The 22,789-nt window shown below is 67.6% G+C and carries 23 protein-coding genes; 11 read left to right on the top strand and 12 right to left on the bottom strand.

Annotated elements, in window-relative coordinates; all coding sequences use genetic code 11:
* Window positions 1-76: 76 nt before the first annotated feature.
* The 3 genes from ACZK29_RS20320 (at window position 77) to ACZK29_RS20310 (ending at window position 1,997) form a co-directional block, all read left to right on the top strand.
* Entirely contained in the window at window positions 77-712 is a 636-nt protein-coding gene (locus tag ACZK29_RS20320; protein ID WP_111202484.1) for a Rossmann-fold NAD(P)-binding domain-containing protein, read from the top strand.
* Window positions 712-1,419 (top strand): helix-turn-helix transcriptional regulator, encoded by a 708-nt coding sequence (locus ACZK29_RS20315; protein WP_478446413.1) that lies wholly within the window; start codon window positions 712-714, stop codon window positions 1,417-1,419. The genes ACZK29_RS20320 and ACZK29_RS20315 overlap by 1 nt, the downstream gene beginning before the upstream one ends.
* A gap of 191 nt (window positions 1,420-1,610) precedes the next feature.
* Window positions 1,611-1,997 (top strand): VOC family protein, encoded by a 387-nt coding sequence (locus tag ACZK29_RS20310; RefSeq protein WP_111202468.1) that lies wholly within the window; start codon window positions 1,611-1,613, stop codon window positions 1,995-1,997.
* 124 nt (window positions 1,998-2,121) lie between these two features.
* On the opposite strand, the gene ACZK29_RS20305 is transcribed toward ACZK29_RS20310, so the two are convergent.
* From ACZK29_RS20305 to pdhA, 4 genes are read right to left on the bottom strand one after another with little or no spacing between them, the layout of a single operon-like run.
* Complete coding sequence (locus ACZK29_RS20305) at window positions 2,122-3,507, bottom strand: dihydrolipoamide acetyltransferase family protein (protein ID WP_459047301.1); 1,386 nt, start codon at window positions 3,505-3,507, stop codon at window positions 2,122-2,124.
* The gene (locus ACZK29_RS20300) at window positions 3,504-3,857 is read right to left on the bottom strand and encodes an SH3 domain-containing protein (RefSeq protein ID WP_005411349.1); all 354 of its coding nucleotides are present in this window, start codon (window positions 3,855-3,857) and stop codon (window positions 3,504-3,506) included. Before ACZK29_RS20300 ends, ACZK29_RS20305 begins: the two co-directional genes overlap by 4 nt.
* A gap of 1 nt (window position 3,858) precedes the next feature.
* Window positions 3,859-4,926, bottom strand: coding sequence for an alpha-ketoacid dehydrogenase subunit beta (locus ACZK29_RS20295; protein WP_019338598.1), 1,068 nt, complete (start codon window positions 4,924-4,926; stop codon window positions 3,859-3,861).
* Window positions 4,919-6,001 (bottom strand): pyruvate dehydrogenase (acetyl-transferring) E1 component subunit alpha, encoded by a 1,083-nt coding sequence (gene pdhA / locus ACZK29_RS20290; protein ID WP_111202470.1) that lies wholly within the window; start codon window positions 5,999-6,001, stop codon window positions 4,919-4,921. Before pdhA ends, ACZK29_RS20295 begins: the two co-directional genes overlap by 8 nt.
* Window positions 6,002-6,337: 336 nt before the next feature.
* Here pdhA and ACZK29_RS20285 point away from each other — a divergent pair, with 336 nt between their 5' ends.
* The 4 genes from ACZK29_RS20285 to ACZK29_RS20270 all read left to right on the top strand — a co-directional run bounded on the left by ACZK29_RS20285 (window position 6,338) and on the right by ACZK29_RS20270 (window position 10,842).
* Complete coding sequence (locus ACZK29_RS20285) at window positions 6,338-7,213, top strand: tryptophan 2,3-dioxygenase (protein ID WP_111202471.1); 876 nt, start codon at window positions 6,338-6,340, stop codon at window positions 7,211-7,213.
* 180 nt (window positions 7,214-7,393) lie between these two features.
* Window positions 7,394-8,893 carry a peptide MFS transporter gene (locus ACZK29_RS20280; protein WP_459047302.1) on the top strand — a complete coding sequence of 500 codons (1,500 nt, stop codon included), beginning with the start codon at window positions 7,394-7,396 and terminating at the stop codon, window positions 8,891-8,893.
* A 19-nt stretch (window positions 8,894-8,912) separates the two neighbouring features.
* Window positions 8,913-9,512 (top strand): thioredoxin family protein, encoded by a 600-nt coding sequence (locus tag ACZK29_RS20275; protein ID WP_478446412.1) that lies wholly within the window; start codon window positions 8,913-8,915, stop codon window positions 9,510-9,512.
* 190 nt (window positions 9,513-9,702) lie between these two features.
* Window positions 9,703-10,842, top strand: a complete 1,140-nt coding sequence (locus ACZK29_RS20270; protein ID WP_164147095.1) for a hypothetical protein — start codon at window positions 9,703-9,705, stop codon at window positions 10,840-10,842.
* 121 nt (window positions 10,843-10,963) lie between these two features.
* Here ACZK29_RS20270 and ACZK29_RS20265 read toward each other — a convergent pair whose 3' ends face one another.
* Window positions 10,964-11,458 (bottom strand): MarR family winged helix-turn-helix transcriptional regulator, encoded by a 495-nt coding sequence (locus ACZK29_RS20265; protein ID WP_010482680.1) that lies wholly within the window; start codon window positions 11,456-11,458, stop codon window positions 10,964-10,966.
* 129 nt (window positions 11,459-11,587) lie between these two features.
* Here ACZK29_RS20265 and hppD point away from each other — a divergent pair, with 129 nt between their 5' ends.
* Together hppD and hmgA are read left to right on the top strand one after the other, a co-directional pair.
* Window positions 11,588-12,700 carry a 4-hydroxyphenylpyruvate dioxygenase gene (gene hppD, locus ACZK29_RS20260; RefSeq protein WP_005411340.1) on the top strand — a complete coding sequence of 371 codons (1,113 nt, stop codon included), beginning with the start codon at window positions 11,588-11,590 and terminating at the stop codon, window positions 12,698-12,700.
* A gap of 87 nt (window positions 12,701-12,787) precedes the next feature.
* A complete protein-coding gene (gene hmgA / locus ACZK29_RS20255) occupies window positions 12,788-14,095 on the top strand; it encodes a homogentisate 1,2-dioxygenase (RefSeq protein WP_478446411.1) in 1,308 nt (435 codons plus the stop codon).
* Between the two features lie 75 nt (window positions 14,096-14,170).
* Here the strand turns inward: hmgA and ACZK29_RS20250 are convergent, their stop codons facing one another.
* A complete protein-coding gene (locus tag ACZK29_RS20250; RefSeq protein WP_478446410.1) occupies window positions 14,171-14,707 on the bottom strand; it encodes a hypothetical protein in 537 nt (178 codons plus the stop codon).
* 125 nt (window positions 14,708-14,832) lie between these two features.
* On the opposite strand from ACZK29_RS20250, the gene ACZK29_RS20245 reads away from it, so the two are divergent.
* Both ACZK29_RS20245 and ACZK29_RS20240 read left to right on the top strand, forming a co-directional pair.
* Window positions 14,833-15,489, top strand: a complete 657-nt coding sequence (locus tag ACZK29_RS20245; RefSeq protein WP_478446409.1) for a hypothetical protein — start codon at window positions 14,833-14,835, stop codon at window positions 15,487-15,489.
* A 72-nt stretch (window positions 15,490-15,561) separates the two neighbouring features.
* Window positions 15,562-16,521, top strand: a complete 960-nt coding sequence (locus tag ACZK29_RS20240) for a sodium:calcium antiporter (protein WP_478448667.1) — start codon at window positions 15,562-15,564, stop codon at window positions 16,519-16,521.
* 74 nt (window positions 16,522-16,595) lie between these two features.
* Here the strand turns inward: ACZK29_RS20240 and ACZK29_RS20235 are convergent, their stop codons facing one another.
* From ACZK29_RS20235 to ACZK29_RS20210, 6 genes are read right to left on the bottom strand one after another with little or no spacing between them, the layout of a single operon-like run.
* A complete protein-coding gene (locus ACZK29_RS20235) occupies window positions 16,596-16,985 on the bottom strand; it encodes a Na+/H+ antiporter subunit G (protein ID WP_099484179.1) in 390 nt (129 codons plus the stop codon).
* Window positions 16,982-17,266: a K+/H+ antiporter subunit F gene (locus ACZK29_RS20230; RefSeq protein WP_005411334.1), complete on the bottom strand. Its 285-nt coding sequence runs from the start codon at window positions 17,264-17,266 to the stop codon at window positions 16,982-16,984. The genes ACZK29_RS20235 and ACZK29_RS20230 overlap by 4 nt, the downstream gene beginning before the upstream one ends.
* On the bottom strand, window positions 17,263-17,769 hold the full coding sequence (locus ACZK29_RS20225; protein ID WP_106551318.1) for a Na+/H+ antiporter subunit E: 507 nt from the start codon (window positions 17,767-17,769) through the stop codon (window positions 17,263-17,265). Before ACZK29_RS20225 ends, ACZK29_RS20230 begins: the two co-directional genes overlap by 4 nt.
* On the bottom strand, window positions 17,766-19,301 hold the full coding sequence (locus ACZK29_RS20220; protein ID WP_478446408.1) for a monovalent cation/H+ antiporter subunit D: 1,536 nt from the start codon (window positions 19,299-19,301) through the stop codon (window positions 17,766-17,768). The genes ACZK29_RS20225 and ACZK29_RS20220 overlap by 4 nt, the downstream gene beginning before the upstream one ends.
* Complete coding sequence (locus ACZK29_RS20215; protein WP_478446407.1) at window positions 19,298-19,690, bottom strand: Na+/H+ antiporter subunit C; 393 nt, start codon at window positions 19,688-19,690, stop codon at window positions 19,298-19,300. The genes ACZK29_RS20220 and ACZK29_RS20215 overlap by 4 nt, the downstream gene beginning before the upstream one ends.
* On the bottom strand, window positions 19,690-22,521 hold the full coding sequence (locus ACZK29_RS20210; RefSeq protein WP_478446406.1) for a monovalent cation/H+ antiporter subunit A: 2,832 nt from the start codon (window positions 22,519-22,521) through the stop codon (window positions 19,690-19,692). The genes ACZK29_RS20215 and ACZK29_RS20210 overlap by 1 nt, the downstream gene beginning before the upstream one ends.
* Between the last annotated feature and the right edge of the window lie 268 nt (window positions 22,522-22,789).

Raw genomic sequence — 22,789 nt, 5'->3', positions numbered from 1 at the left:
GTTCCAGCATATCGGCGCGGCTGCCGATGGCTTGAACGGCTACGATGGGCGACAGGATGCCGCAGTGGAGGTGGTGATGCGCGTGATGTTGCTGGGGGCGACCGGCCTGGTCGGCGGGCTGACCCTTCCCAGGCTGCTGGACGACCCGCGCTGCAGCGCCGTGGTGGCGCCCACCCGCCGCCCGTTGGGCGTAACCCACGGGAAGCTGGAGAACCCGGTACTGGCCTTTGATGCGCTGCCAGCCGCAGTCGAGTGGGCGCGCGTGGACGCGGTCATCTGCGCGCTCGGCAGCACCATTGCCCAGGCAGGCAGCCGCGAGGCTTTCCATCGTATCGACCATGATTACCCGCTGGCATTCGCCCGCCTGGCGAAGGCGCAGGGTGCGCAGACCTATGTGCTCAATTCCGCGGCCGGCGCCAACCCGCAATCGTCGATCTTCTACAGCCGGGTGAAGGGCGAGCTGGAACGCGACCTTCGCGCGCTGGGCTTCAGCTCGTTGACCCTGGTCCGCCCAGGGCTGATCGGGGGCGAGCGCAACGAGGTCCGCCGCGGCGAGCGTTTCGCACTGACGGTACTCGGCGCGTTGGGGCCGGTACTGCCGCGGGCGTGGCGGATCAACCCGGCCAGCGAGATCGCCAAGGCACTGGTCGAGGCCGCGCTGGCCCCGCAACCGGGCGAGCACGTTGTGGCATCGAGCGCGCTGGTCGGCTGATGTCGCGTGCGCTGCGCCTGACCCAGTTGCTGCAGCTGCTGCGCCGCCATCGGCGACCAGTGGCCGGGCAGGCGCTGGCCGAAGCGCTGGGCATCAGCCTGCGTACGCTGTACCGCGATATCGAGACCCTGCGCGAGCAGGGCGCCGATCTGCGCGGTGAGGCCGGCGTCGGCTACCTGCTGGCGCCGAGCGATACCCTGCCGCCGATGACCCTGCCACCGGCCGAGATCGACGCGCTGGTGCTGGGCCTGCGCTGGGTCGCGGCCCGCACCGAGCCTGCGCTGGCCGAGGCCGCACGTGATGCCCTGGCGCGTATCGCGCATGTGCTGCCAGCCGCGCGCCGGGAAGCCTTGCGTGATAGCGGCCTGCGTGTTGGTCCTTCGCGCGCTGCGGCCAAGGTGCCCGCGGCTCGTCTGCAGGCAGTGCGCGAAGCGGTAAGTGCACAGCAACGGCTGCAGTTCGGCTATCAGGACGCGCACGGCCAGCGCACCGAGCGCATTGTGTGGCCGTTCGCGCTGGCCTACTTCGATGAAGTACCGATGCTGGCGGCGTGGTGCGAGGGCCGCGAGGACTTCCGCCATTTCAGGCTGGACCGCATCCGCCAGGTGCGCGTGCTGGAGGATCACTACCTCGTGCCACGCGCCACCCTGCTGCGGCGCTGGCAGAAGGCGCAGGGCATTGCACCCGACTGGCTGGATCGCTCATAGCCACAGCGACAGCGGGGAGCGGGGGGTGTAGAGTCGACTGTTAGTCGACTATCGCGCGCAGCGCGGGGGGGTAAGCAGGCTGAAGGAAGAGCAGTCGACTAACAGTCGACTCTACCAACAGTCGAATCTGCTGACAGAAACTGTCAGCAGGCCCATACCACCATGATCGCTCCCAACAACGGAGCTTCCCCATGTTCAAGCCCAGCACCCTGCTGCAGTACGTGCGCGACGTCGCTACCAGCGCCACCTTCTACAGCGGCATCCTCGACAAGCCGCCGGTCGAGCAGTCGCCCGGCTTTGCCCTGTTCCTGCTCGGCGATGGTGCCGCGCTGGGCCTGTGGCAGCGCGATGACGTGCAGCCACCGGTGTCCGCGCAGGCCGGTGCCGCGGAACTGGCGATGGTGGTCGCCAACCCCGTCGCCGTGCAGCAGATGCACGATGCGTGGCGCGCTCTCGGTGTGGAGATTCTGCAGGCGCCGGTGACGCTGGAGTTCGGCCACACTTTCGTTGGAGCAGATCCTGACGGGCACCGCCTGCGCGTCTACAGCCGCGCCGAGGGCATGGTCGCTCGCGATTGATCGCAGGCATTTGGCAGATCCACGCCATGCGTGGATGCGGGCACAAAAAACGCCGGGCAATGCCCGGCGTTCTTTCCAAGTCATGTGCCAACCAACGGTTGGCACCCACCGGTCAGGTGGCCGATCAGCTGGCCAGCGCCAGGTCGTCCATCATCGCGCGCAGGAAGCGGGCGGCTTCACCACCCGTGGCTGCGCGGTGGTCGAAGGTGACCGACAGCGGGATGACCTTGTGCGCTTCCACGCCGCCCATCACCGGAGTCATCTGGTGGCGGGCACGGCCGGCACCGACGATGGCCACGCACGGCGGCACCACGACCGGGGTCGCGTAGCGACCGGCGAACATGCCGAAGTTGGACAGCGAGATGGTGTAGCCGCTCAGTTCCGAGGCGGCGATCGAACGCGATTCGACCTGCTCGCGCAGGCGGTTGACGCCTTCACGGATGCCGCGTGCATCGAGCATGTCGGCATTGCGCAGGGCCGGCACGAACAGGCCGTCGTCGGTGTCCACGGCGATGCCGATGTCGACCTGCGCGTGCAGGGTGCGGGTCAGCGCTTCACCGTCGAACCACGCGTTCATCGCCGGCACCTTCTGCGCGGCCACCACGATCGAACGCACCAGGCGCGCGGTGACGTCGTTGCCCGGCAGCCAGGCGTGGATGTCGGCGTCGTCGTTCAGCGTGGTCGGCACGACCTTGCTGTGCGCGTCGGCCATCACGCGGGCCATGTTGCGGCGCACGCCCTTCAGCGGTTCCGGCTGGCCCTTGGCCACCACGCCCGGCGGCTGGGTGCGCATCGGCTTGCCAGCGGCAGAAAGCGGGGTGCGGGCTTCGCTCTGCACCGGGGCAGACACCTGCGCCGGGGCCGGTGCGGCATACGCGGCGGCAGCGACCGGCGCCGGAGCAGCGCCGAGCTTGGCGCTGCCGTTGGCGGCGGCCTGCTTGACGTCGGCCATGGTCACGGCGCCATCGGTGCCGGTGGCCGGCACGCGGCTCAGGTCCACGCCCAGCTTGCGCGCCATCGCACGCACGGCCGGCACGGCCTTGACCCCACCGACGGCCAGCGCCTGTTCGGCGTGCACGGCATTGGAGCTCTGCATCGCGCCGACCACGGTACCGGCGTCATCGCGTTCGGCAGCGGCGGGCTTGGCTTCTTCCGCAGAGACCGGAGCGGCAGCGGCCGGCAGCGGCGGCGGGGTAGGCGCCGCCGGTGCTGCGTGGCCATGGCTGTGGCCGGTGTCCTGGCCATCAGCGCGCTGCGGCAGGTTCGGGTCCAGTTCGAAGCTGGCCAGCACCGAGCCGGTCGGGATGATGTCGCCGGCGCCGCCGGACAGCTTCAGCACCTTGCCGGAGAACGGCGAGGGCACTTCCACCACGGCCTTGGCGGTCTCCATCGACACCAGCGGCTCGTCCAGCTTGATCACATCGCCTTCCTTGACGAACCACTCGACGATGGTCGCGTCCGGCAGGCCTTCGCCCAGGTCGGGCAGGTTGAAGTTCTTGGTCTGGCTCATTTGCAGTTCTCTTCCAGCAGTTCCAGTTCGCGGGCCGGCAGCCAGCCCGTCGCGCCATTGGCGCGCTCGGACCACCACCACCCACCGTGTTCGTGATGAAGCTTCACCATCTCGCCACTTTCCACATCCAGCTCGCGGGCGTCGTAGTCGCACAGTGCTTCGGCGCGACCCTCGTCCAGCAGCTGCAACCAGGCGATGGGCGCCCATCCAGCGCGCCCATCGTTGGTGCGTACCCAGGCAAACGCCGGCCATTCCTCGTCACGGACACCTACTTCGACGATCTGGCCGGTGTGGAACCGGAGCGGGTTGGGATACTGGCTGCGGTAAGCCCCCAGAAGGCGGGCCCGCATGTCAGCCGGCCGCCACCGCGCGCTTGGCTGCAGCCACGATCCGCTCAACGCTCGGCAGGTACTTCATTTCCAGGCGGAACAGCGGAATGTGGGTGTCGTAGCCAGTAACGCGTTCGACCGGGGCCAGCAGGTCGTAGATCGATTCCTCGGCCAGGCGCGCGGCGATCTCGGCGCCGAAGCCCGCGGTCTTCGGGGCCTCCTGCACGATCACGCAGCGACCGGTCTTGGCCACCGATTCGGCGATGGTGGCGAAGTCCAGCGGGCGCAGCGTGGCCACGTCGATGACTTCGGCACTGATGCCTTCGCCGGCCAGCTTGTCAGCCGCTTCCAGTGCTTCCTTCACCTGCGCGCCCCAGGTCACCAGGGTCACGTCGGTGCCATCGCGCAGCACGAAGCAGACGTCCAGCGGCAAGGCTTCGCCGTCGTTGACGACCACTTCCTTGTACTGGCGATAGATGCGCTTGGGCTCCATGTAGATCACCGGATCCGGCTCGCGGATCGCGGCCAGCAGCAGGCCGTACGCACGCTGCGGCGACGACGGCAGCACCACGCGCAGGCCCGGCACGTTGGTGAAGATCGCCTCGTTGGCTTCGCTGTGGTGTTCCGGCGCGCGGATGCCACCGCCCCACGGCACGCGCAGCACCATCGGGCAGTGCAGGCGGCCACGGGTGCGGTAACGCAGGCGTGCGGCGTGGCAGACGATATGGTCGACCATCGGGTACATGAAGCCATCGAACTGGGCTTCGGCCACCGGCTTCATGCCCTGCGCGGCCAGGCCAATGGTCAGGCCGGCGATGGTGGTTTCATCCAGCGGGGTGTCGAGGATGCGTTCGGAGCCGAAGCGCTGCTGCAGGCCGGCGGTGGCGCGGAACACGCCGCCGTTGACGCCCACGTCCTCGCCCAGCACCAGCACCGACGGGTCGTGCTCCAGCTCCCAGGCCAGCGCCTGGGTGATGGCTTCGATGAGGGTGATCGGCGTGGTGGTCATGCTCTCTTCTCCGCGCGCGACAGCAGCGCTGTCGGCGGCGTTGGTGTGCGCGCCGGGCGCGCCGTTCTTGATCTCATCCATGGCGCTTCTCCAGGGCGATCGCCTGGGCACGCTGGGCCAGCAGGTCCGGCGGCGGATCGGCATACAGGAAGTCGAACATCGCCTCGACCGGCTGCACCGGGGTGTTGAGGTACAGGTTCACTTCCTCGTCCACGCGCGTGCCGCACTCGGCGATCCAGGCGGTTTCTTCTTCTTCGCTCCACACGCCGGCGGCGGTCAGGTACTTGCGCAGGCGCAGCATCGGCTCGCGCTGCCAGGCATCCTTCACTTCGGCGTCGTCGCGGTAGCGCCGCGCGTCGTCGGCGGTGGTGTGGTCGGACAGGCGGTAGGTCATCAGTTCCAGCACGGTGCCACCGTCGCCGGCCAGCGCACGTTCGCGCGCCTGCTCCATGGCTGCCAGCACCGCGATCAGGTCGTTGCCGTCCACCTGCAGGCAATGCAGGCCGCCGGCCAGGCCCTTCTGCGCCAGCGTTTCGGCACCGGTCTGGGCCGAACGCGGGACCGAGATGGCCCAGCCGTTGTTGACGATGCACAGGATCAGCGGCAGCTTGTAGGCGCCGGCCGAATTCAGTGCTGCGTAGAAGTCGGTCTTGGAGCTGCCGCCATCGCCGCACACGGCCACGGCGATCTGCGGTTCCTTGTTGAGCTTGAACTTCAGCGCGGCGCCTGCGGCATGCAGGCACTGGGTGGAGATCGGCACGCAGAACGGGAAGTCCTTGGCCGCGTTGCCGCCGTAATCGTTGCCGCGTTCGTCGCCGCCCCAGTACATCAGCACGTCGTGCGGGCGCACGCCACGCATGAACATCGCGCCATACTCGCGGTACGAAGGCGCGAACACGTCGTCCTTCTGCATCGCAGCGCCGATACCCACGTGCGCGGCTTCATGGCCCAGGCAGGCGGCGTAGGTGCCGAGCTTGCCGGTGCGCTGCAGCGCGATGGATTTGCTGTCGAACGTACGTACGAACAGCATCTGCTTGAACAGCGGTACCAGGACCTTGGGGTCGCGCAGCGACGCGGGCAGGTCATCGCGGACGAGCTTGCCGTCCGCGTCCAGGTACTGCAGGTATTCGATCTTGAATTCAGCGGCAACCGTCATTGCGTACTGCACCTTCGACAGAGAAGTTACAAATGATATGAATCGCCATGTTAAGGAACGCGTACGGAATAGCCTTCCTGCGCCGCAACACGGCAACGCCCTGTTTTACCCCTGCCGGCGGGTGGGGGGCCAATAACAACAACGTATTCAGTCGTTGCTGCAAAGCATCAGAATACGCCTCTGGCTGACTGTTGGCGCAACGACCCGATCGGTTCCACGCGCAGGGCCCGCATCGGCCAATGCTCCACGGGGCACCGCACGCCCCGGTATGGACGGCGCGGCTGCCCGCGCGGCTGCCAACGCGCTACCCTTGCCGCCCCCGATCTGGCCGCACCCATGTCCGTCGACAACAACCAACGCGATCTCGAAGCCGGCATCCACACCGACCTGCAGGGCCGCCTGACCTACGGCGGCTACCTGCGGCTGGACCAGCTGCTCAGCGCGCAGCAGCCGCTGTCCAACCCGCCGCACCACGACGAGATGCTCTTCATCATCCAGCACCAGACCTCGGAGCTGTGGCTGAAGCTGCTGGGCCACGAACTGCGTGCCGCAATTGGCTTCCTGCAGCGCGATGAAGTCTGGCAGTGCCGCAAGGTGCTGGCGCGCAGCAAGCAGGTGCTGCGCCAGCTGACCGAGCAGTGGTCGGTGCTGGAAACGCTCACTCCGTCCGAGTACATGGGCTTCCGCGACGTGCTGGGCCCTTCCTCGGGTTTCCAGTCGCTGCAGTACCGCTACATCGAGTTCCTGCTGGGCAACAAGAACGCGCAGATGCTGCAGGTGTTCGAGCACGATCCGGCCGGGCAGGCGCAGCTGCGCACCGTGCTGGAGGCGCCGAGCCTGTACGAGGAGTTCCTGAAGTACCTGGCCCGCTTCGGCCATGCCGTTCCGGCGGTGTACGAGGCCCATGACTGGACCCAGCCGCATGTGGCCGACGACGCACTGCAGCCGGTCTTCGAGCGCATCTACCAGGACACCGACCGCTACTGGCGCGAATACGCGCTGTGCGAGGACCTGGTGGATCTGGAAACCGCCTTCCAGCTGTGGCGATTCCGGCACATGCGTACCGTGATGCGGGTGATCGGCTTCAAACGCGGCACCGGCGGCTCGTCCGGCGTGGGCTTCCTGGCCAAGGCGCTGGAACTGACTTTCTTCCCCGAACTGTTCCAGGTGCGCACCAGCCTGCAGGCCGCGCCCCCCTCAGCGCTGGACTGATCCCCATTCAGCTTGGCCCCGGCCGGTGGCTGGATCGTTTCAGATGCAAGTTCAGCGAGCAGGCTGGCACCTGCCTCAAACGGCGTGTATTTGACGTGAACGCCAGAAGTCGGTGATCCTCGCGCGTTGCTCCAACTGCACAGCGGACGTGCTCGTCATCCACCGAACCAGGAAATCCGCATGAGCCTAAACGCCACTGCGAACACCCCAGAGCCGGCGCTGCCGGACTTCAAGACCACGCTGGGCCACCCGCGCCCGTTGTGGATGCTGTTCATGACCGAGTTCTGGGAGCGCTTTGCGTTCTATGGCATCCGCTGGGCCTTGGTGCTGTACATCGTTGCCCAGTTCTACAACGGCAGCGCTGCCGGTGAAGGCGACGCCAGCCGCATCTATGGCGCCTACCTGGCCCTGGTGTACGCCGCGGCGATCTTCGGTGGCTACGTGGCCGACCGGGTGCTGGGCTACCAGCGCTCGATCCTGACCGGCGCGATCATCATGGCCGCCGGCCTGTTCATGATCTCGCTGCCGCAGGAGCACATCTTCAAGCTCGGCCTGGCCACGATCATCGTCGGCAACGGCCTGTTCAAGCCGAACATCTCGACCATGGTCGGCAAGCTGTACGGCCTGAAGGACGAGCGCCGCGACTCGGGCTTCACCATCTTCTACATGGGCATCAACATCGGCGCGATGATCGCCCCGGTGCTGACCGAATACCTGGCCCGCAAGGTCTTCGGTACCGACGCGATGCCGTCCTACAAGGTCGTGTTCATCGCCTCGGGCGTGGGCATGCTGATCTCGCTGGTGTGGTTCTACATCGGTCGTGCCGGCCTGAAGGGCATCGGCGCACCGCCGGCCGGCGCTGAAGGCTTCGGCCGCATCATCATGGTGCTCGCCGGCGCCGTGGTCGCCATCCCGGTGGCGTACTTCCTGCTGGCCACCGGCGCCACCGCGCTGGCCTGGATCCTGGGTGCGATGTTCACCGCCCTGGCCGTGCTGCTGCTGATCGAGGGCATCCGCGAGGGCAAGGTGCAGCGCGACCGCGTGATCGCCATGCTGATCATCTTCGCCTTCAACGTGATGTTCTGGATGTTCTTCGAACAGGCCGGCAGCTCGTTCACCTTCCTGGCCGAGAACATCGTCAACCGCCAGTTCGGTGACTGGACCTTCCCCACCGCGTGGTTCCAGTCGGTCAACTCGGTGGCCATCATCACCCTGGCGCCGGTCATCGCCTGGATCTGGGTGGCCATGGGCCGCGCCAATCCGTCCATTCCGCGCAAGTTCGGCCTGGGCCTGCTGTTCAACGGCGCCGCCTTCGCCCTGCTGATGTTCGCCCTGTCGCAGATGGTCGTGGACGGCAAGATTCCGTTCTGGACCCTGTTCATGGTCTACGTCATCCAGTCGGTCGGTGAGCTGTGCCTGTCGCCGATCGGCCTGTCGATGGTGACCAAGCTGGCCCCGGTACGGCTGGTCGGCTTCGGCATGGGCGGCTGGTTCCTGTCCACCGGCATCGGCAACAACCTGTCGGGCATCTTCGCTGGCGTGGTCAGTGGTGAAGGCGGCATGACGGTCGAGTCGGCCCTGAAGGGGTATACCTTCGGGTTCTGGGCCCTGATCGGCTCCGGCGTGGTGCTGTTCCTGATCGCCCCGCTGATCAACAAGCTGATGCACGGCGTCAAGTAACGATGAGAGGGTAGAAGGCATGCGCATGAAGCTCGGTGGAGCAGTGGTGGTGGTCTGTGCGGCGCTGATCGGCGCCTGTTCGCAACCGCAACCGCCTGCCGCCGCCGAGCCCACGCAGCCCCTGGATACCCGACCCACCGAGCCACCGGTCGCTGACCCCAGCGAACCGGTGGCCTCGGGCAACACGCCGGTGGCGGCGGACATCGCCGCCATCGCCGGGCTCGGCGCGCAGTTCGACCCGGCCCGCGACCCCGCCGATGACCTGGCCACCGCCAAGGTGGAAGCCCAGCGCGGCAAGAAGCGCATCCTGCTCGAGGTCGGCAATGCCGCCTGTGACCGTTGCCGGGCGCTGGACGAAATCGTGGAAGGCAATGGTGACCTGCGCCGCTTCCGCGATGCCCACTACGTGTGGGTGAAGGTCAACGCCAGCGACGAACAGCCCAACGCCGCCTTTTTCGCCCAGTTCCCGGTGATGGAGCGCGACTACCCGCACCTGCTGGTGCTGGACGCCGATGGTGGACTGCTGATGTCGCAGGCGACTGCTGAGCTTCGCAAGGGCGAAGCTTTCCAGCCGGCGCGGGTGAGGGCGTTCCTCAAGCAGTGGGCACCTGACCGGTAGTGCCGGCCGCTGGCCGGCAACTCGGTGGGTGCCGACCGTGGGCCGGCACTGAGGCGCATCCACGCCTTGTGCGGATCTACTGCGCGCGCCGTCACACTCTCTGAATCCGTGTCTCAACTTCACCGTGAGCACGCCGTTACCGGCAAGGACCTCAGTCGACGCCCCGTCGACGCAACCTACCGGAACGCCCATGCACAGCGACCACGCCGAACGATTGCCCGAACCCGCCAGTGAGCTGGCCGAGGGCGGAGCAGGCGAGGGCGTGACCCTGCCACCGCAGGAGGCGCTGCTGGATGACGCCGGCACCGGCGATGACGCTGTCGAACTGGCCCCGCCCCGCCACCGCCTGCCGCAGATCGCGCTGCCCGACAACGTGGTGTTGAAGGGCGCCGTGCAGAAGCTGGTCGAACAGAAGGCGCGCCTTGATGCGCTGGCCGCCGACGGCCAGCTGGCCGGGCTTCTGCCGCCGGAATGGCAGGGCCACGGCGCGCGGGCGATCGAGCTGTCCACCTTCATCCAGGGCGTGCTGCCGTTCCTGCAGACCGGGGAGCGTGGCGAAACCGCGCCTGCCCGTCTGCCGGTGCGGCACGTGCTGGGTGACGACAGCCGCTGGGGCCTGAAGGATGTCGCCGAGCCGAAGTCGTTGGCGTGGTACCTGGCCAGTGATGAGCGCGCCACTGCGGGCAGCAAGGACGTGGCGGAGGCGTACCTGGTGGGTGCGCTGGGCCTGGCGTGGATGCAGGAAGGGCGCAGCCGCCCGGGCTTCCTGCGTGCGATGGGCCAGGACAGTCTGGCGGCGCGGGTGACCATGCTGGGTTATCCGCCTGCCAACGAACTGGCGCTGTACAACGTCACCGCACATGGACAGCCGCAGATCTGGTGCGTGCATGGCCGCCGCCGCATGCGCCCGCTGGTGGCGCCGTGGCTGAGCGTGCCGCTGCTGACCGCTTACGGCGTGCCGGCTCCGGTGGCGTGGCCGTCCAGCTTCCCACCGGTGGAGGCCGTGGCCGAACTGCTGGCGACCGCCCGCCTGGGGCGCGCGCTGCCGGAAGTGGATCTGGGCAAGGTGGTGGCGAAGATCGCCGAGGATGCCGCGTCCGACGCCTGGCAACCGGTCAGTCTGCTGCAACTCAATACATGGTCACCGCGCTGGCATTTCTTCCTGGGCACCTTCGTCGGCCTGCCGTCGCTGCTACTCGTAGCTGCGGCGCTGGCGCTACCGGGGGCGGTCGAAGCCGCCACCGTCGCCGCCTCGCTCGGCTTCGCCGGTGGCGCCATTGCCGCGCTGGCCGTGCCGTGGATCCACGCACGGCGCAAGCATCTGAGCTGACCCAGCGCGCCTCGGGGTCGGATCCCTTTCCGCAGGAGAGGGCTCTGACTCCGCCGAAGCCACACCGGCGCGTCGCCATCCACGCATGGCGTGGATCTACCAATCGCCGCGCTCGGCGTGGTTACACCCCTTCGCCCATCCGTTCCAGGCCGTCGCCGGCCAGGCGCAGGATCAGCTTTTCCAGCAGCTGCTCCTCCTCCTCGCTCAGCACCGACATCAGCTTGCGGGTGATCTCGATCACCATCGGTGCGATGGTTTCGTACACCTCGAAGCCGGCCGCCGACAGCGCCAGCACCGAGCGGCGGCGGTCGTCGCCGTGGGTCTCGCGCTTGATGAAGCCGCGCTCCAGCAGGCGGGCCACGGCGCGGCTGACCGCCACCTTGTCCATCGCCGTGCGGTCGGAGACCTCGCTGGCCGAGGAGCCCGGGTACAGCGCCAGGATGGTGATGACCCGCCACTCGGGGATCGCCAGACCGTAACGATCACCGTATAGCTTGGCGATGTTGCCGCTGACCCGGTTGGACAGCACGCTCAGCCGGTACGGCAGGAACTGTTCCAGGTCGAGCAGGACGTGCGAGGCACGCAGGCGGGTCGAGGCAGGATCGGCGGGGCTCATGTTGCGGTGCACCTTGCTGGTGGTTTCAAGTGTAACTATAAGGGGTAGGTCCAGACCCTGCATTCTCGCCGGGTCCCTACCTGCCCGCACCTGGTTTGTACCGATGCGGTACCGATTCGGAGCCACGCCATGAATACCGCAGTCCCGACCGCCTCGCACCCCAACCCCGGCATGCAGGTCACCACCTTCGAGAACCCGATGGGCATCGACGGGTTCGAGTTCGTCGAATTCGCCGCCCCGGCCGGCCGTGGCCAGGAGCTGCACGAGTACTTCCGGAAGATGGGCTTCAGCGCGGTGCTCAAGCACAAGCAGCGTCCGATTACCGTCTATCGCCAGGGTGACGTCAACTTCCTGGTCAATGAAGACCCCGATTCGTTCGCCGCCGACTTCGCCGAGAAGCACGGTCCGTGCGCCTGCGGCTTCGCCATCCGCTTCAAGAAGCCGGGCCAGGAGGTCTACCAGACCGCGCTGGGCAACGGTGCCGAAGCCATCGCCTTCAAGCCGGACAGCAAGGCGGTCAGCGCGCCGGTCATCAAGGGCATCGGCGACTGCATGCTGTACCTGGTCGACCGCTACGGCAGCGCTGGCAGCATTTACGACGGCGACTACGAGCCGATCGCCGGTGCCGACCTGCACCCGGTGGGCTTCGGCCTGACCTTCATCGACCACCTGACCCACAACCTGTACTTCGGCAACATGCAGCAGTGGTCGGACTACTACGAGCGCCTGTTCAACTTCCGCGAGATCCGCTACTTCGACATCAAGGGCCTGAAGACCGGCCTGGTGTCCAAGGCGATGACCGCGCCGGATGGCATCGTGCGCATCCCGCTGAACGAATCGTCCGACCCGAAGAGCCAGATCAACGAATACCTGGATGCGTACAAGGGCGAGGGCATCCAGCACATCGCCTGCTTCACCGAGAACATCTACGAGACCGTCGAAGCGATGCGCGCGCAGGGCGTGGACTTCCTCGATACGCCGGAGACCTACTTCGACGTGATCGACCAGCGCGTGCCGAACCACGGTGAAGACGTGCCGCGCCTGGCGAAGAACAAGATCCTGATCGATGCCGATCCGGAAACCCACCAGCGCAAGCTGCTGCAGATCTTCACCCAGAACTGCATCGGCCCGATCTTCTTCGAGATCATCCAGCGTAAGGGCAACGAAGGCTTCGGCGAAGGCAACTTCACCGCGCTGTTCGAGAGCATCGAGCGCGACCAGATCCGCCGCGGCGTGCTGTAAGGTCTGCACGGGCAATGTCGGCCTCCCGCCGGCATTGCCTGATTGAATGGTCGTGCCGGCCGCTGGCCGGCAATCTCAGGAGCCCCCATGTCCACCGCCATCACCGCCCGCGGCTACCAGTCCGGCTTCGGCAACGAATTCGCCACCGAGGCCGTTGCCGGCGCGCTGCCGGTCGGGCAGAACTCACCGCAGAAGGTCGCCCACGGCCTGTACGCCGAACAGCTGACCGGCACCGCCTTCACTGCGCCGCGCGGCAGCAACCGCCGCAGCTGGCTGTACCGGATCCGCCCGGCGGTGACCCATGGCGAGTTCACCCCGTTCGCGCAGTCGCAGCTGCAGTGTGATTTCGGCGCACAGCCGGCCTCGCCGAACCAGCTGCGCTGGAGCCCGCTGCCGCTGCCGGAGCTGCCGACCGATTTTGTCGAGGGCCTGTACACGATGGGTGGCAACGGCTCGCCCGATGCACACGCGGGTGTTGGCATCCATCTCTACGCCGCCAACCGCGACATGGTCGGCCGTTACTTCTACAACGCCGATGGCGAGCTGCTGATCGTGCCGCAGCTGGGCGCGCTGCGCCTGCTGACCGAGCTGGGCGTGATCGAAATCGAGCCGCAGCAGATTGCGGTGATTCCGCGTGGTGTGCGCTTCCGCGTCGAACTGCCCGATGGCCCGAGCCGCGGCTACATCTGCGAGAACTACGGTGCGCTGCTGAAGCTGCCCGACCTGGGACCGATCGGCTCCAACGGCCTGGCCAATCCGCGCGACTTCGAGACCCCGCATGCGGCGTTCGAGGATGTCGACGGCGACTTCGAACTGATCGCCAAGTTCGAAGGCCGCCTGTGGCGTGCGCCGATCGACCATTCGCCGCTGGACGTGGTGGCCTGGCACGGCAACTACGCGCCGTACCGCTACGACCTGCGTCGCTTCAACACCATCGGTTCGATCAGCTACGACCACCCGGACCCGTCGATCTTCCTGGTGCTGCATTCGCCCAGCGACACCCCGGGCACCAGCAACATGGACTTTGCGATCTTCCCGCCGCGCTGGCTGGTGGCGCAGAACACGTTCCGTCCGCCGTGGTTCCACCGCAACATCGCCAGCGAGTTCATGGGCCTGGTACATGGCGCCTACGATGCCAAGGCAGAGGGCTTCGTGCCGGGTGGCGCATCGCTGCACAACTGCATGAGCGGTCACGGCCCGGACGCGCCGACCTTCGACAAGGCGTCCAGTGCCGATCTGTCCAAGGCCGATGTGATCAAGGACACGATGGCCTTCATGTTCGAGACCCGCGCGGTGATCCGCCCAAGCGCGCAGGCGCTGGCTGCCGGCCATCGGCAGGGCGATTACCAGCAGTGCTGGAACGGGCTGCGCAACAACTTCCGATCGTCCCGCTAGCTTGGTGGGTGCCGACCTTGGTCGGCACGCGCTGATGTGCCTGAAGCGACTTGATCCCCTCCGTCCCCTTTTTCTTCAGGCGGGCTCGGCGAACGCGTCGCAGTGCTCCAACGGCAGCGCTTCCAGCAGGCGCTGGCGTACACGCTGGCAATAGCCCTCCGAGGCCAGCCCGGGCAGCATCAGCATCGCCGACTGCAGTCGCTGCAGCACCTCATCCTCCGCACGCGCCTGCTGCAGGTCGCGGAACAGCACCGCCGCCTGTGGATGCCGCTGCATTTCCAGGATGCCCAGCACGTAGATGCGCGCTGCCACCAGCGAGCGCCGGCGTTCGACTGCGGGTGCAGCAGGTGTGGCTGCCGGCGGCGTGGGTACCGGCGTTGCCGCGGCTGCGGTCGACGGTGCCGGGGTCGTGGCGCCCGTGCCGGTGCTCAGGTACCCCGCCTGTACCAGCTGGATGACCATCGCCGGTGCTTCCTGGCCGAGCAGGCCGGTCAGGTCGGCGACGGTACGCTGGCCGTCGCACAGGATCAGCAGCCGGCGCTGGCGCATGTCCAGCGGCGCGCGATGGGCCTGCAGCGCGGTTCGGGCGAGATCGGTCTTGCGCGGTTGCATGGAAGGGACGGCCAGGTCGGTGCTCGCCGAGCCTGAACGAAGGCGATGAAACCGCGATGACAATGCAGCGCCTGCACACCGGATGGGCTAGCGTGCAGCCATCTTCGTGCCAGGGAACCGCACCGATGAAGCACCTCCCGATTGCTGGTCTGTTGCTCCTTTCGCTCGCCGCCTGCAGTGGCGGCCCCGACAAGCAGGGGGCGGCCGGCAGCGGCAGCGACACTCCGGCGGAAACCGCCTCGGCGACCGGCCCCACCCAGTCGACGGATCCTGATCTGGCGGCCCGCCCGGCGAACGACCTCCGCAAGGACAGTCCAGCCCGCCTGGACGGCTTCGCGGGTGCGAAGCTGGGTGCCGGCATCGCCGACGTGCGCGCCGGCTTCGGCACGCCGCTGCAGGGTCTGGGCACCGATGCGGCGGGCAAGCCGCTGCCGGCTGACGACAGCAACGACGGCTGCTACTTCCTGCGCCCGCAGGATGCCGAAGATCCGCGCCTGATGATCGAGGGCCGCAAGCTGGTGCGCTACGACGTGCGCAGCGCCGCCATCACCGCACCGGGCGGCGGCAAGGTCGGCATGACCCTGGGTGAGCTGCAGGTGCTGTATCCCGAGCGCGCTGACGTCGGCCCCGACAAGTACGACGACAAGGCCCAGCACCTGCGCGTGCGCCCGGCGCAGGAGGGCGGGGCAGTGATCGACTTCGCGCTCGGTGCCGATGGCCGGGTGGGTGCCTGGCGGGTCGGGCAGACTCCGCAGGTCGACTATGCGGAAGGCTGTGGCTGATCCTTGATCCACCGCCCAGCCATGCGCTCGGGCCACGCGTAGAATCGCGCCACCACTGCTGGGGAGTGCTCGATGATCGCCATTGCCATTGCCTGGTTCCTGCTCGGCCTGCTGCTGCTGGCACTGGGCGGGGACTCCATCGTCAAGGCCGTGTCCGGCCTGGCCCAGCGTTTCGGCGCCAGCCCGTTCACTGCCGGGCTGTTGCTGCTCGGGGTGACCACCTCGTTGCCGGAACTGGCAGTCAACGCGCGCGCGCTGGCGGTGGGCCAACCGGAGCTGGCACTGGGCAACGCGGTGGGCAGCAGCATCGTCAACCTGGGCCTGACCCTCGCCGTGGCGGCCATGGCTGCACCCCTGCTGCTGCGCGCGCGCCTGCAGACGGTGCTGTGGTGGTCGCTGCTGGCGGCGGGTGTGCTGCTGATCCTGTTCGGGCTTGATGGCGGCCTCGCACGTTGGGAGGGCGGCATACTGCTGGCCGGCTTCATCGTGGTGCAGGTGCTGCTGCTGCGCCGTGGTCGCAGCGAGAGCGCGGAGGTGCAGGTGGCCATCGCCGAGTCCGCACTGAGCCGCACCAGCCTGCCGTTGAACGTGCTGCGCGTGCTGATTGCCGCGTTGGCGCTGTACTGGGGCGCGCGCCTGGTCGTGGGCGCCGCTGCTGACTTCGGCGTAGCCCTGGGCTGGACGCCCCTGCTGGTCGGCCTGCTGCCGGTGGCGATCGGCACCGCACTGCCGGAGGTGGCCACCGCCATCGCCGCCGCGCGTCGCGGGCATGGCGACATGGTGCTGGGCCACGTGCTGGGTTCCAGCGTGGTGAATCTGCTGCTGGTGATTGGTGCGATGGCAGTGCTGCAGCCGCTGGCGTTGCCGGCCTCGTTCGTGCGCCTGGAGCTGCCTGCGCTGCTGGCGTTCGCGCTGGTGCTGTACCCGATGCTGCGTGGCGACCTGAAGGTCAGCCGCGGTGAAGGCGCGATCCTGCTGGTCGCGTTCGTCGGCTGGTTCGTGCTGGAAATGCTGCTGGTGGGCGCGGCATGAGGTAGTGCCGGCCGCTGGCCGGCAACCTCATTGCCTCTGACGGAACCCTTGCGACTGCCGGCCAGCGGCCGGCACTACCGGTTCTGCGTGGCTTCTTCTTCCCGCACCGGTTCCGGCGGCGGCAGCTGTTCTTCAGCGGCCGGCTCGTTGCCCGGCAGGCTGGGGCGGGTTTCCATCAGCAGTGACAGCGCGGCCTTGGCCATCATGTGTGCGCTGATCGGTGCGGTGATGAACAGGAATACGGTGATCAGCAGCTCGCGCGGCTGCGGGTCCTGGCCGAGGAAGATGTGGTAGCAGACCGAGCACACCAGCACGCAGCCCACGCCCAGCGTGCTCGCCTTGGTCGGCGCGTGCAGGCGCTTGAAGAAGGTGGACAGCTTCACCAGGCCCAGTGCGCCGACCAGGATGAAGAAGCAGCCGAACAGCAGCAGGACCGACAGGCCGATCTGGATAGCGGTGATCATTCGACGATGTCCCGGCGCAGCACGAACTTGCTCAGCACCACGGTGCTGCCGAAGCCGAGCATGGCGATGATCAGCGCGGCCTCGAAGTAGATCGGCGAATTGAGGTACATGCCGAACAGCATCAGTTCGGCGATCGCGGTCACCGACAGGGTGTCCAGCGCGAGGATGCGGTCGGGCACGGTCGGCCCGCGCAGCAGGCGCCAGGTGGCCAGCAGCATCGCCAGGCCGACCACGTGCATGCACACCACCAGCGTGGTCTGGATGACTTCAAAACCGGTCATGGGAAGATCTCCATCAACGGCGCCTCGTAACGGCGCTTGATCGTATCGATCAGGTCCTGCGGGTCCTCCAGGTGCAGCACGTGCACCAGCAGGTACTTGCGGTCGTCGCTGAGCGCGGCCGAGACCGTACCCGGAGTCAGCGTGATCATGCTGGTCAGCGCCGCGATGCCGTGGATGTTGGCGATGTCCAGCGGCAGCCAGATGAAACCCGGGTGGATGTTCTTTTCCGGGCCCAGCACCTGCAGGGCGACGCGGATGTTGGACATCAGGATGTCCCACAGGGTCACGCACAGCAGCTTGGGCAGCGGCCGCAACGTGCCGATGCGGGCGAACTCGCGGTCAAGGCGCGCGGCGAACAACGGCACCACCACGCCCAGCAGCAGGCCCAGCACGATCTGGCCGAGCGTGAAGCTGTCGGACATCAACAGCCAGAACGCCACCACCATGATGCTGAGCATCGGCGAGGGAATGATGCGGCGGAACAGGGAGCGCTGTGCGGTCATGGCTGGCGGATCTCCGGCGTGGTCGCACGCAGTTGCTGCACGTACTCACTGGGGTGCAGCAGCTGTGCGGCGGTGGCGTCGGTGTAGCGCATCAGCGGGGCGGCGGCCAGGGTCATGCCGATTCCGTAGCCCAGCAGGATGCAGGCGGCGTACAACTCGACCCGGCGCAGGCGTGCCTTGCGCGGCTTCGGTGCCTCCGGATCGACCGGTGGCACGCGCCAGAACAGGCGGATGCCGCCGCGGGTCAGGCCCATGATCACCAGCAGGCTGCTGGCCAGCACCGCGGTCCAGACCGGGCCGGTGTACTGCGCAGGCATGCCGGCCAGCAGGGCGGCCTTGGCCAGGAAGCCGGACAGCGGCGGCAGGCCGGCCACCGATACCGCGCCGATCAGGAACAGCACCGCCGGCGTTTCCTTGCCCGGCATCGGCGCGACCACTTCCTTGCGGTCGCTGGCGCCACCGCGGCGGCGACGGATCAGGTCGGCGATCAGGAACAGCGCGGCAGCGACAAAGCTGCTGTGCGGCAGGTAGTACAGGCTGGCCGAGAGCACCTGCGGGGTGCCGACCGAGAAGGCGATGAACAGCGTGGCCGCCGAGACGATCACCAGGTAGGAGATCAGCACGCGCAGGCGGGTCGCGGCCAGCGCACCGAGGCCGCCCAGCACCAGCGTCGCCACGCCGGCCCACAGCAGCCAGTCGCGGCCGTAGCCGGCCATCGCACCGGCGTCATCACCGAACCACAGCATCTGGATGCGCAGCACCGAGTACAGGCCGACCTTGGTCATGATCGCGAACAGCGCGGCCACCGCCGCCGGTGCGCGCGAATAGGCTTCCGGCAACCACAGGTACAGCGGCATCAGTGCGGCCTTGGCGCAGAACACCAGCAGCAACAGGCCCATCGTCGCCTTCACCAGGGTCAGCTGCGCCGGTGGCACCTCGGCGATGCGCTGCGACAGCTCGGCCATGTTCAACGAACCCAGCGAGGCGTACAGCAGGCCCAGCGCGATCAGGAACAGGGTCGAGGCGGTGACGTTGAACACCACGTAGTGCAGGCCGATGCGCATGCGCAGGCCGCGGCCACCGCTGAGCAGCAGGCCGTATGAGGCGATCAGCATCACCTCGAAGAACACGAACAGGTTGAAGATGTCGCCGGTGAGGAACGCGCCGTTCAGGCCAACCAGCTGGAACTGGAACAGTGCATGGAAGTGCGGCGCGCGGCGGTCCCAGCCCGAGCAGGCATGCAGCAGGCAGGGAATGGCCAGCAGCAGGGTGGTCAGCAGCATCCACGCCGACAGCCGGTCCGCCACCAGCGCGATGCCCAGGCGCGACGGCCAGTCGCCGAGCAGGTAGACGTTGATGTCACCGCTGGCGGTGCTGGCAAACAGCAGGCCCACCGCCAATGCCAGCGCCGACAGCGAGGTCCACGCCACCGCGCGCTGCACCTTGGGGCCGTAGCGGCGATGTTCGACGAACAGCGACAGCGCGGCGCCGAGCAGGGGAATCAGGATCGGCAGGATCACCAGATGGTTCATGCGCGGTCCTCGCCCTGGCGCGGCGGCGCGCTCTCATCCTGCAGGTCGTCGTCGGGCTCGTGGGCGTCCACGTGGTCGCTGTGGTTGTCGCTGCGGCTGCGCATGGCCAGCACGATGCTTACCGCGGTCATCGCGAAGGCGATCACGATCGCGGTCAGCACCAGTGCCTGCGGCAACGGGTCGGTGTAGTTGCCGAGGTGGCTGTCCACGCCTTCCTGCAGCACCGGCGCCTTGCCCAGCACCACGCGGCCACCGGCGAAGATCAGCAGGTTGGTGGCGTAGGACAGGAAGGTCATGCCGAGAATCACATCGAAGCTGCGCGCACGCAGCAGCAGGTAGATGCCGATGGCGGTCAGCACGCCGATCGCGGTAGCCAGGGCCAATTCCATCAGTGCATCTCCCCGGTGCGGGCCGAACGGCGTTGCAGGTCGATCTCACCCTTGCGGGCGGTACGGGTACGCGAGGGCTTGATCGTGCCCATCATCGACAGCATCAGCATGGCGCCGCCGAACACCACCAGGTAGACGCCGATGTCGAAGCCGATGGCACTGGCCAGCGGCACGTCGCCGATCAGCGGCAGGTGCAGGTCGAGGTGGCCACTGGTCAGGAACGGTACGCCGAACAGCATCGAGGCGCTGCCGCTGAGCAGGGCGATCAGCAGGCCCATGCCGATGCAGCGGATGTAGTCGAAGCCGAAGCGCGATTCCACCGAGGCAGTGCCCTGGATCACGTACTGGATCAGCAGCGGCACCGCCAGCACCAGGCCGGCGATGAAGCCGCCGCCCGGCGCGTTGTGGCCGCGCAGGAACAGGAAGATCGACACGGTCAGCGTCAGCGGGAACATGATCTGCGCCAGATCGGCCGGTACCGGCAGCTTGATCGGCGGGCCGGGCATGATCTGCTCCGGGGCCATCCGCGTGCGTCGCAGCAGCGCGTGCACCACCAGCGCGGCGATGCCGAACACGGTGATCTCGCCGAAGGTGTCGAAGCCGCGGAAGTCGACCAGGATCACGTTGACCACGTTCTGGCCGTACGCCTCGGGCAACGCACGGGCGAGCAGCTCGCCGGCCATGGTGTTGGGCGGCAGGGTCATCGCCGAATAGGCCAGCGCGCCAAGGCCGGCACCGGCGATGATCGCGATCACCGCGTCGCGGCGCTTGCGCCAGCGCGGTCGCTCCGGCCCGGACTGCGCGGGCAGGTAGTTCATGCCCAGCAGCATCAGCACCAGGGTGACCATCTCCACCAGCAGCTGGGTCAGCGCCAGGTCGGGTGCGGACAGGAACACGAAGGTCAGTGCCACCATCAGGCCGACGCCGCCGACCAGCAGCACCGCCAGCAGGCGCTGCTTGTAGACGCGCAGGGTGGCGACCGCACAGGCCATCATCACCAGCCACAGCGCCCAGCCCAGCAGCGGGATCGGCTGCGGCGCGGTCCAGTTCGGCGAGGCCGGGTTGGCCACGAACGGCGCGGCGGCAACCACGATCGCCACCAGCACCAGGCCCAGCAGCATGCGCTGCAGGCTGCCATTGGCGATGCCGTTGGTCAGGCGCATGGCCAGCGCGGAAATCGCATCCAGCTGCGCATGGAACACGTTGCGGCCGGTGGTGCGGGTTTCCACCGCGTGCAGGTTGATCAGCTTGCGCAGGCCGAAGTACAGCGCCACGCCGCCGACCACGCCGATCGCGCTCATCGCCAGCGGCAGGTTGAAGCCGTGCCACACCGCCAGGCTGTACTCGGGCATGGCGTTGCCGAGGATCGAGGCAGCAGCGGCATGCAGCACCGGCGCCACCGTCAGTGCCGGCGCCACGCCCACTGCGATGCAGATCACCACCAGCAGTTCCACCGGCACCTTCATCCAGCGCGGCGGCTCGTGCGGCACGCGGTCCAGGTCATGCGGGCCAGGGCCGAAGAAGGTGTCGTGCACGAAGCGCAGGCTGTAGGCCACGCCGAATACGCCGGCCAGCAGCGCGACGATCGACACCGCGGTGCGCATCGCGCCCGGGCCGCCACCGGCGGTCAGTGCTTCGGCGAACAGCATTTCCTTGGACAGGAAGCCGTTGAGCAGCGGAATGCCGGCCATCGCCAGCGAGGCGATGATCGCCAGCGCACTGGTGAACGGCATCAGCTTGCGCAGGCCGCCCAGCTTGCGCATGTCGCGGGTGCCGGTCTCGTGGTCGATGATGCCGGCGGCCATGAACAGCGAGGCCTTGAAGGTGGCGTGGTTGAGGATGTGGAACACGCCGGCCACCACTGCCATCGGTGTGGACAGGCCGAACAGCAGGGTGATCAGGCCCAGGTGCGAGATCGTCGAATAGGCCAGCAGGCCTTTCAGGTCGTGCTGGAAGATCGCGTTCCAGGCGCCGATCAACAGCGTCAGCGCGCCGATGCCGCTGACCGTGTAGAAGAACAGGTCGCTGCCGGCCAGCGCAGGGTGCAGGCGCGCCAGCAGGAACACGCCGGCCTTCACCATGGTGGCCGAATGCAGGTAGGCCGAGACCGGGGTGGGCGCGGCCATCGCGTGCGGCAGCCAGAAGTGGAACGGGAACTGCGCGCTCTTGGTGAAGATGCCGGCCAGCACCAGGAACAGGGCATACGGATACAGCGCGCTGGTGCGGATCTGCTCGCCGGCGGCCAGCACCACATCCAGGTCGAAGCTGCCGACGATGCGTCCGATCAGCAGCACGCCGCCGAGCAGGGCCAGGCCGCCGCCGCCGGTGATCACCAGTGCCATGCGCGCGCCTTCGCGGGCGTCCTGGCGGTGCGACCAGAAGCCGATCAGCAGGAACGAGCTGATGCTGGTCATTTCCCAGAAGATCATCAGCAACAGCAGGTTGCCCGACAGCACCATGCCCAGCATGGCGCCCATGAACAACAGCAGGTAGCAGTAGAAGCGGTGCGCGTTGTCCTGCTGGCTCAGGTAGTAGCGCGCATACAGCACCACCAGCGCGCCGATGCCCAGCACCAGCCCGGCGAACATCCAGGCCAGCCCGTCCAGGCGCAGGGTGAAGTCCAGCCCGATCTGCGGCAGCCAGGGCACCAGGGTGCGGACCACCTGGCCATCAAATACAGCGGGCGTCAGCCAGCCGAGGATGGCCAATCCGCCCAACGGCGCCAGCGCCGCCAGCCAGGCAGCAGTCGAGCGCGAACTACGGGGGAAGGCCGCAACGGCCGCTGCCATCAGGAACGGCAGGGCCAGCAGCAGGGGCAGGCTGGGGAGCATGCAGGGAATCCATGATTCACGAGCAGGTCAGGGAGGATAACAGGCTGCGAAATGTCGCCGAAACCCACCGAACAGCGATCAATTGCATGTAACGTTCGCTGATTCATTTTTTCTGCGGCGCAACATCGCGTTCCTGCATCGCCTCGCCGGCTGCCCTCGGGAGACACCCTACGCCCACGCAGGGAGACCGCAGGCCCTGTCGCACAGGGGCTGCCGTCGACGGGCGGGCGGTGGGGAGCGGGTCACCGGGGCAGGCTGGCAGGGCCGC

This window comes from Stenotrophomonas sp. 89682_Sma, from assembly GCF_056481405.1.
The sequence above is the reverse complement of the archived record's forward strand: the minus strand, read 5'-3'. Positions and strand labels throughout refer to the sequence as shown.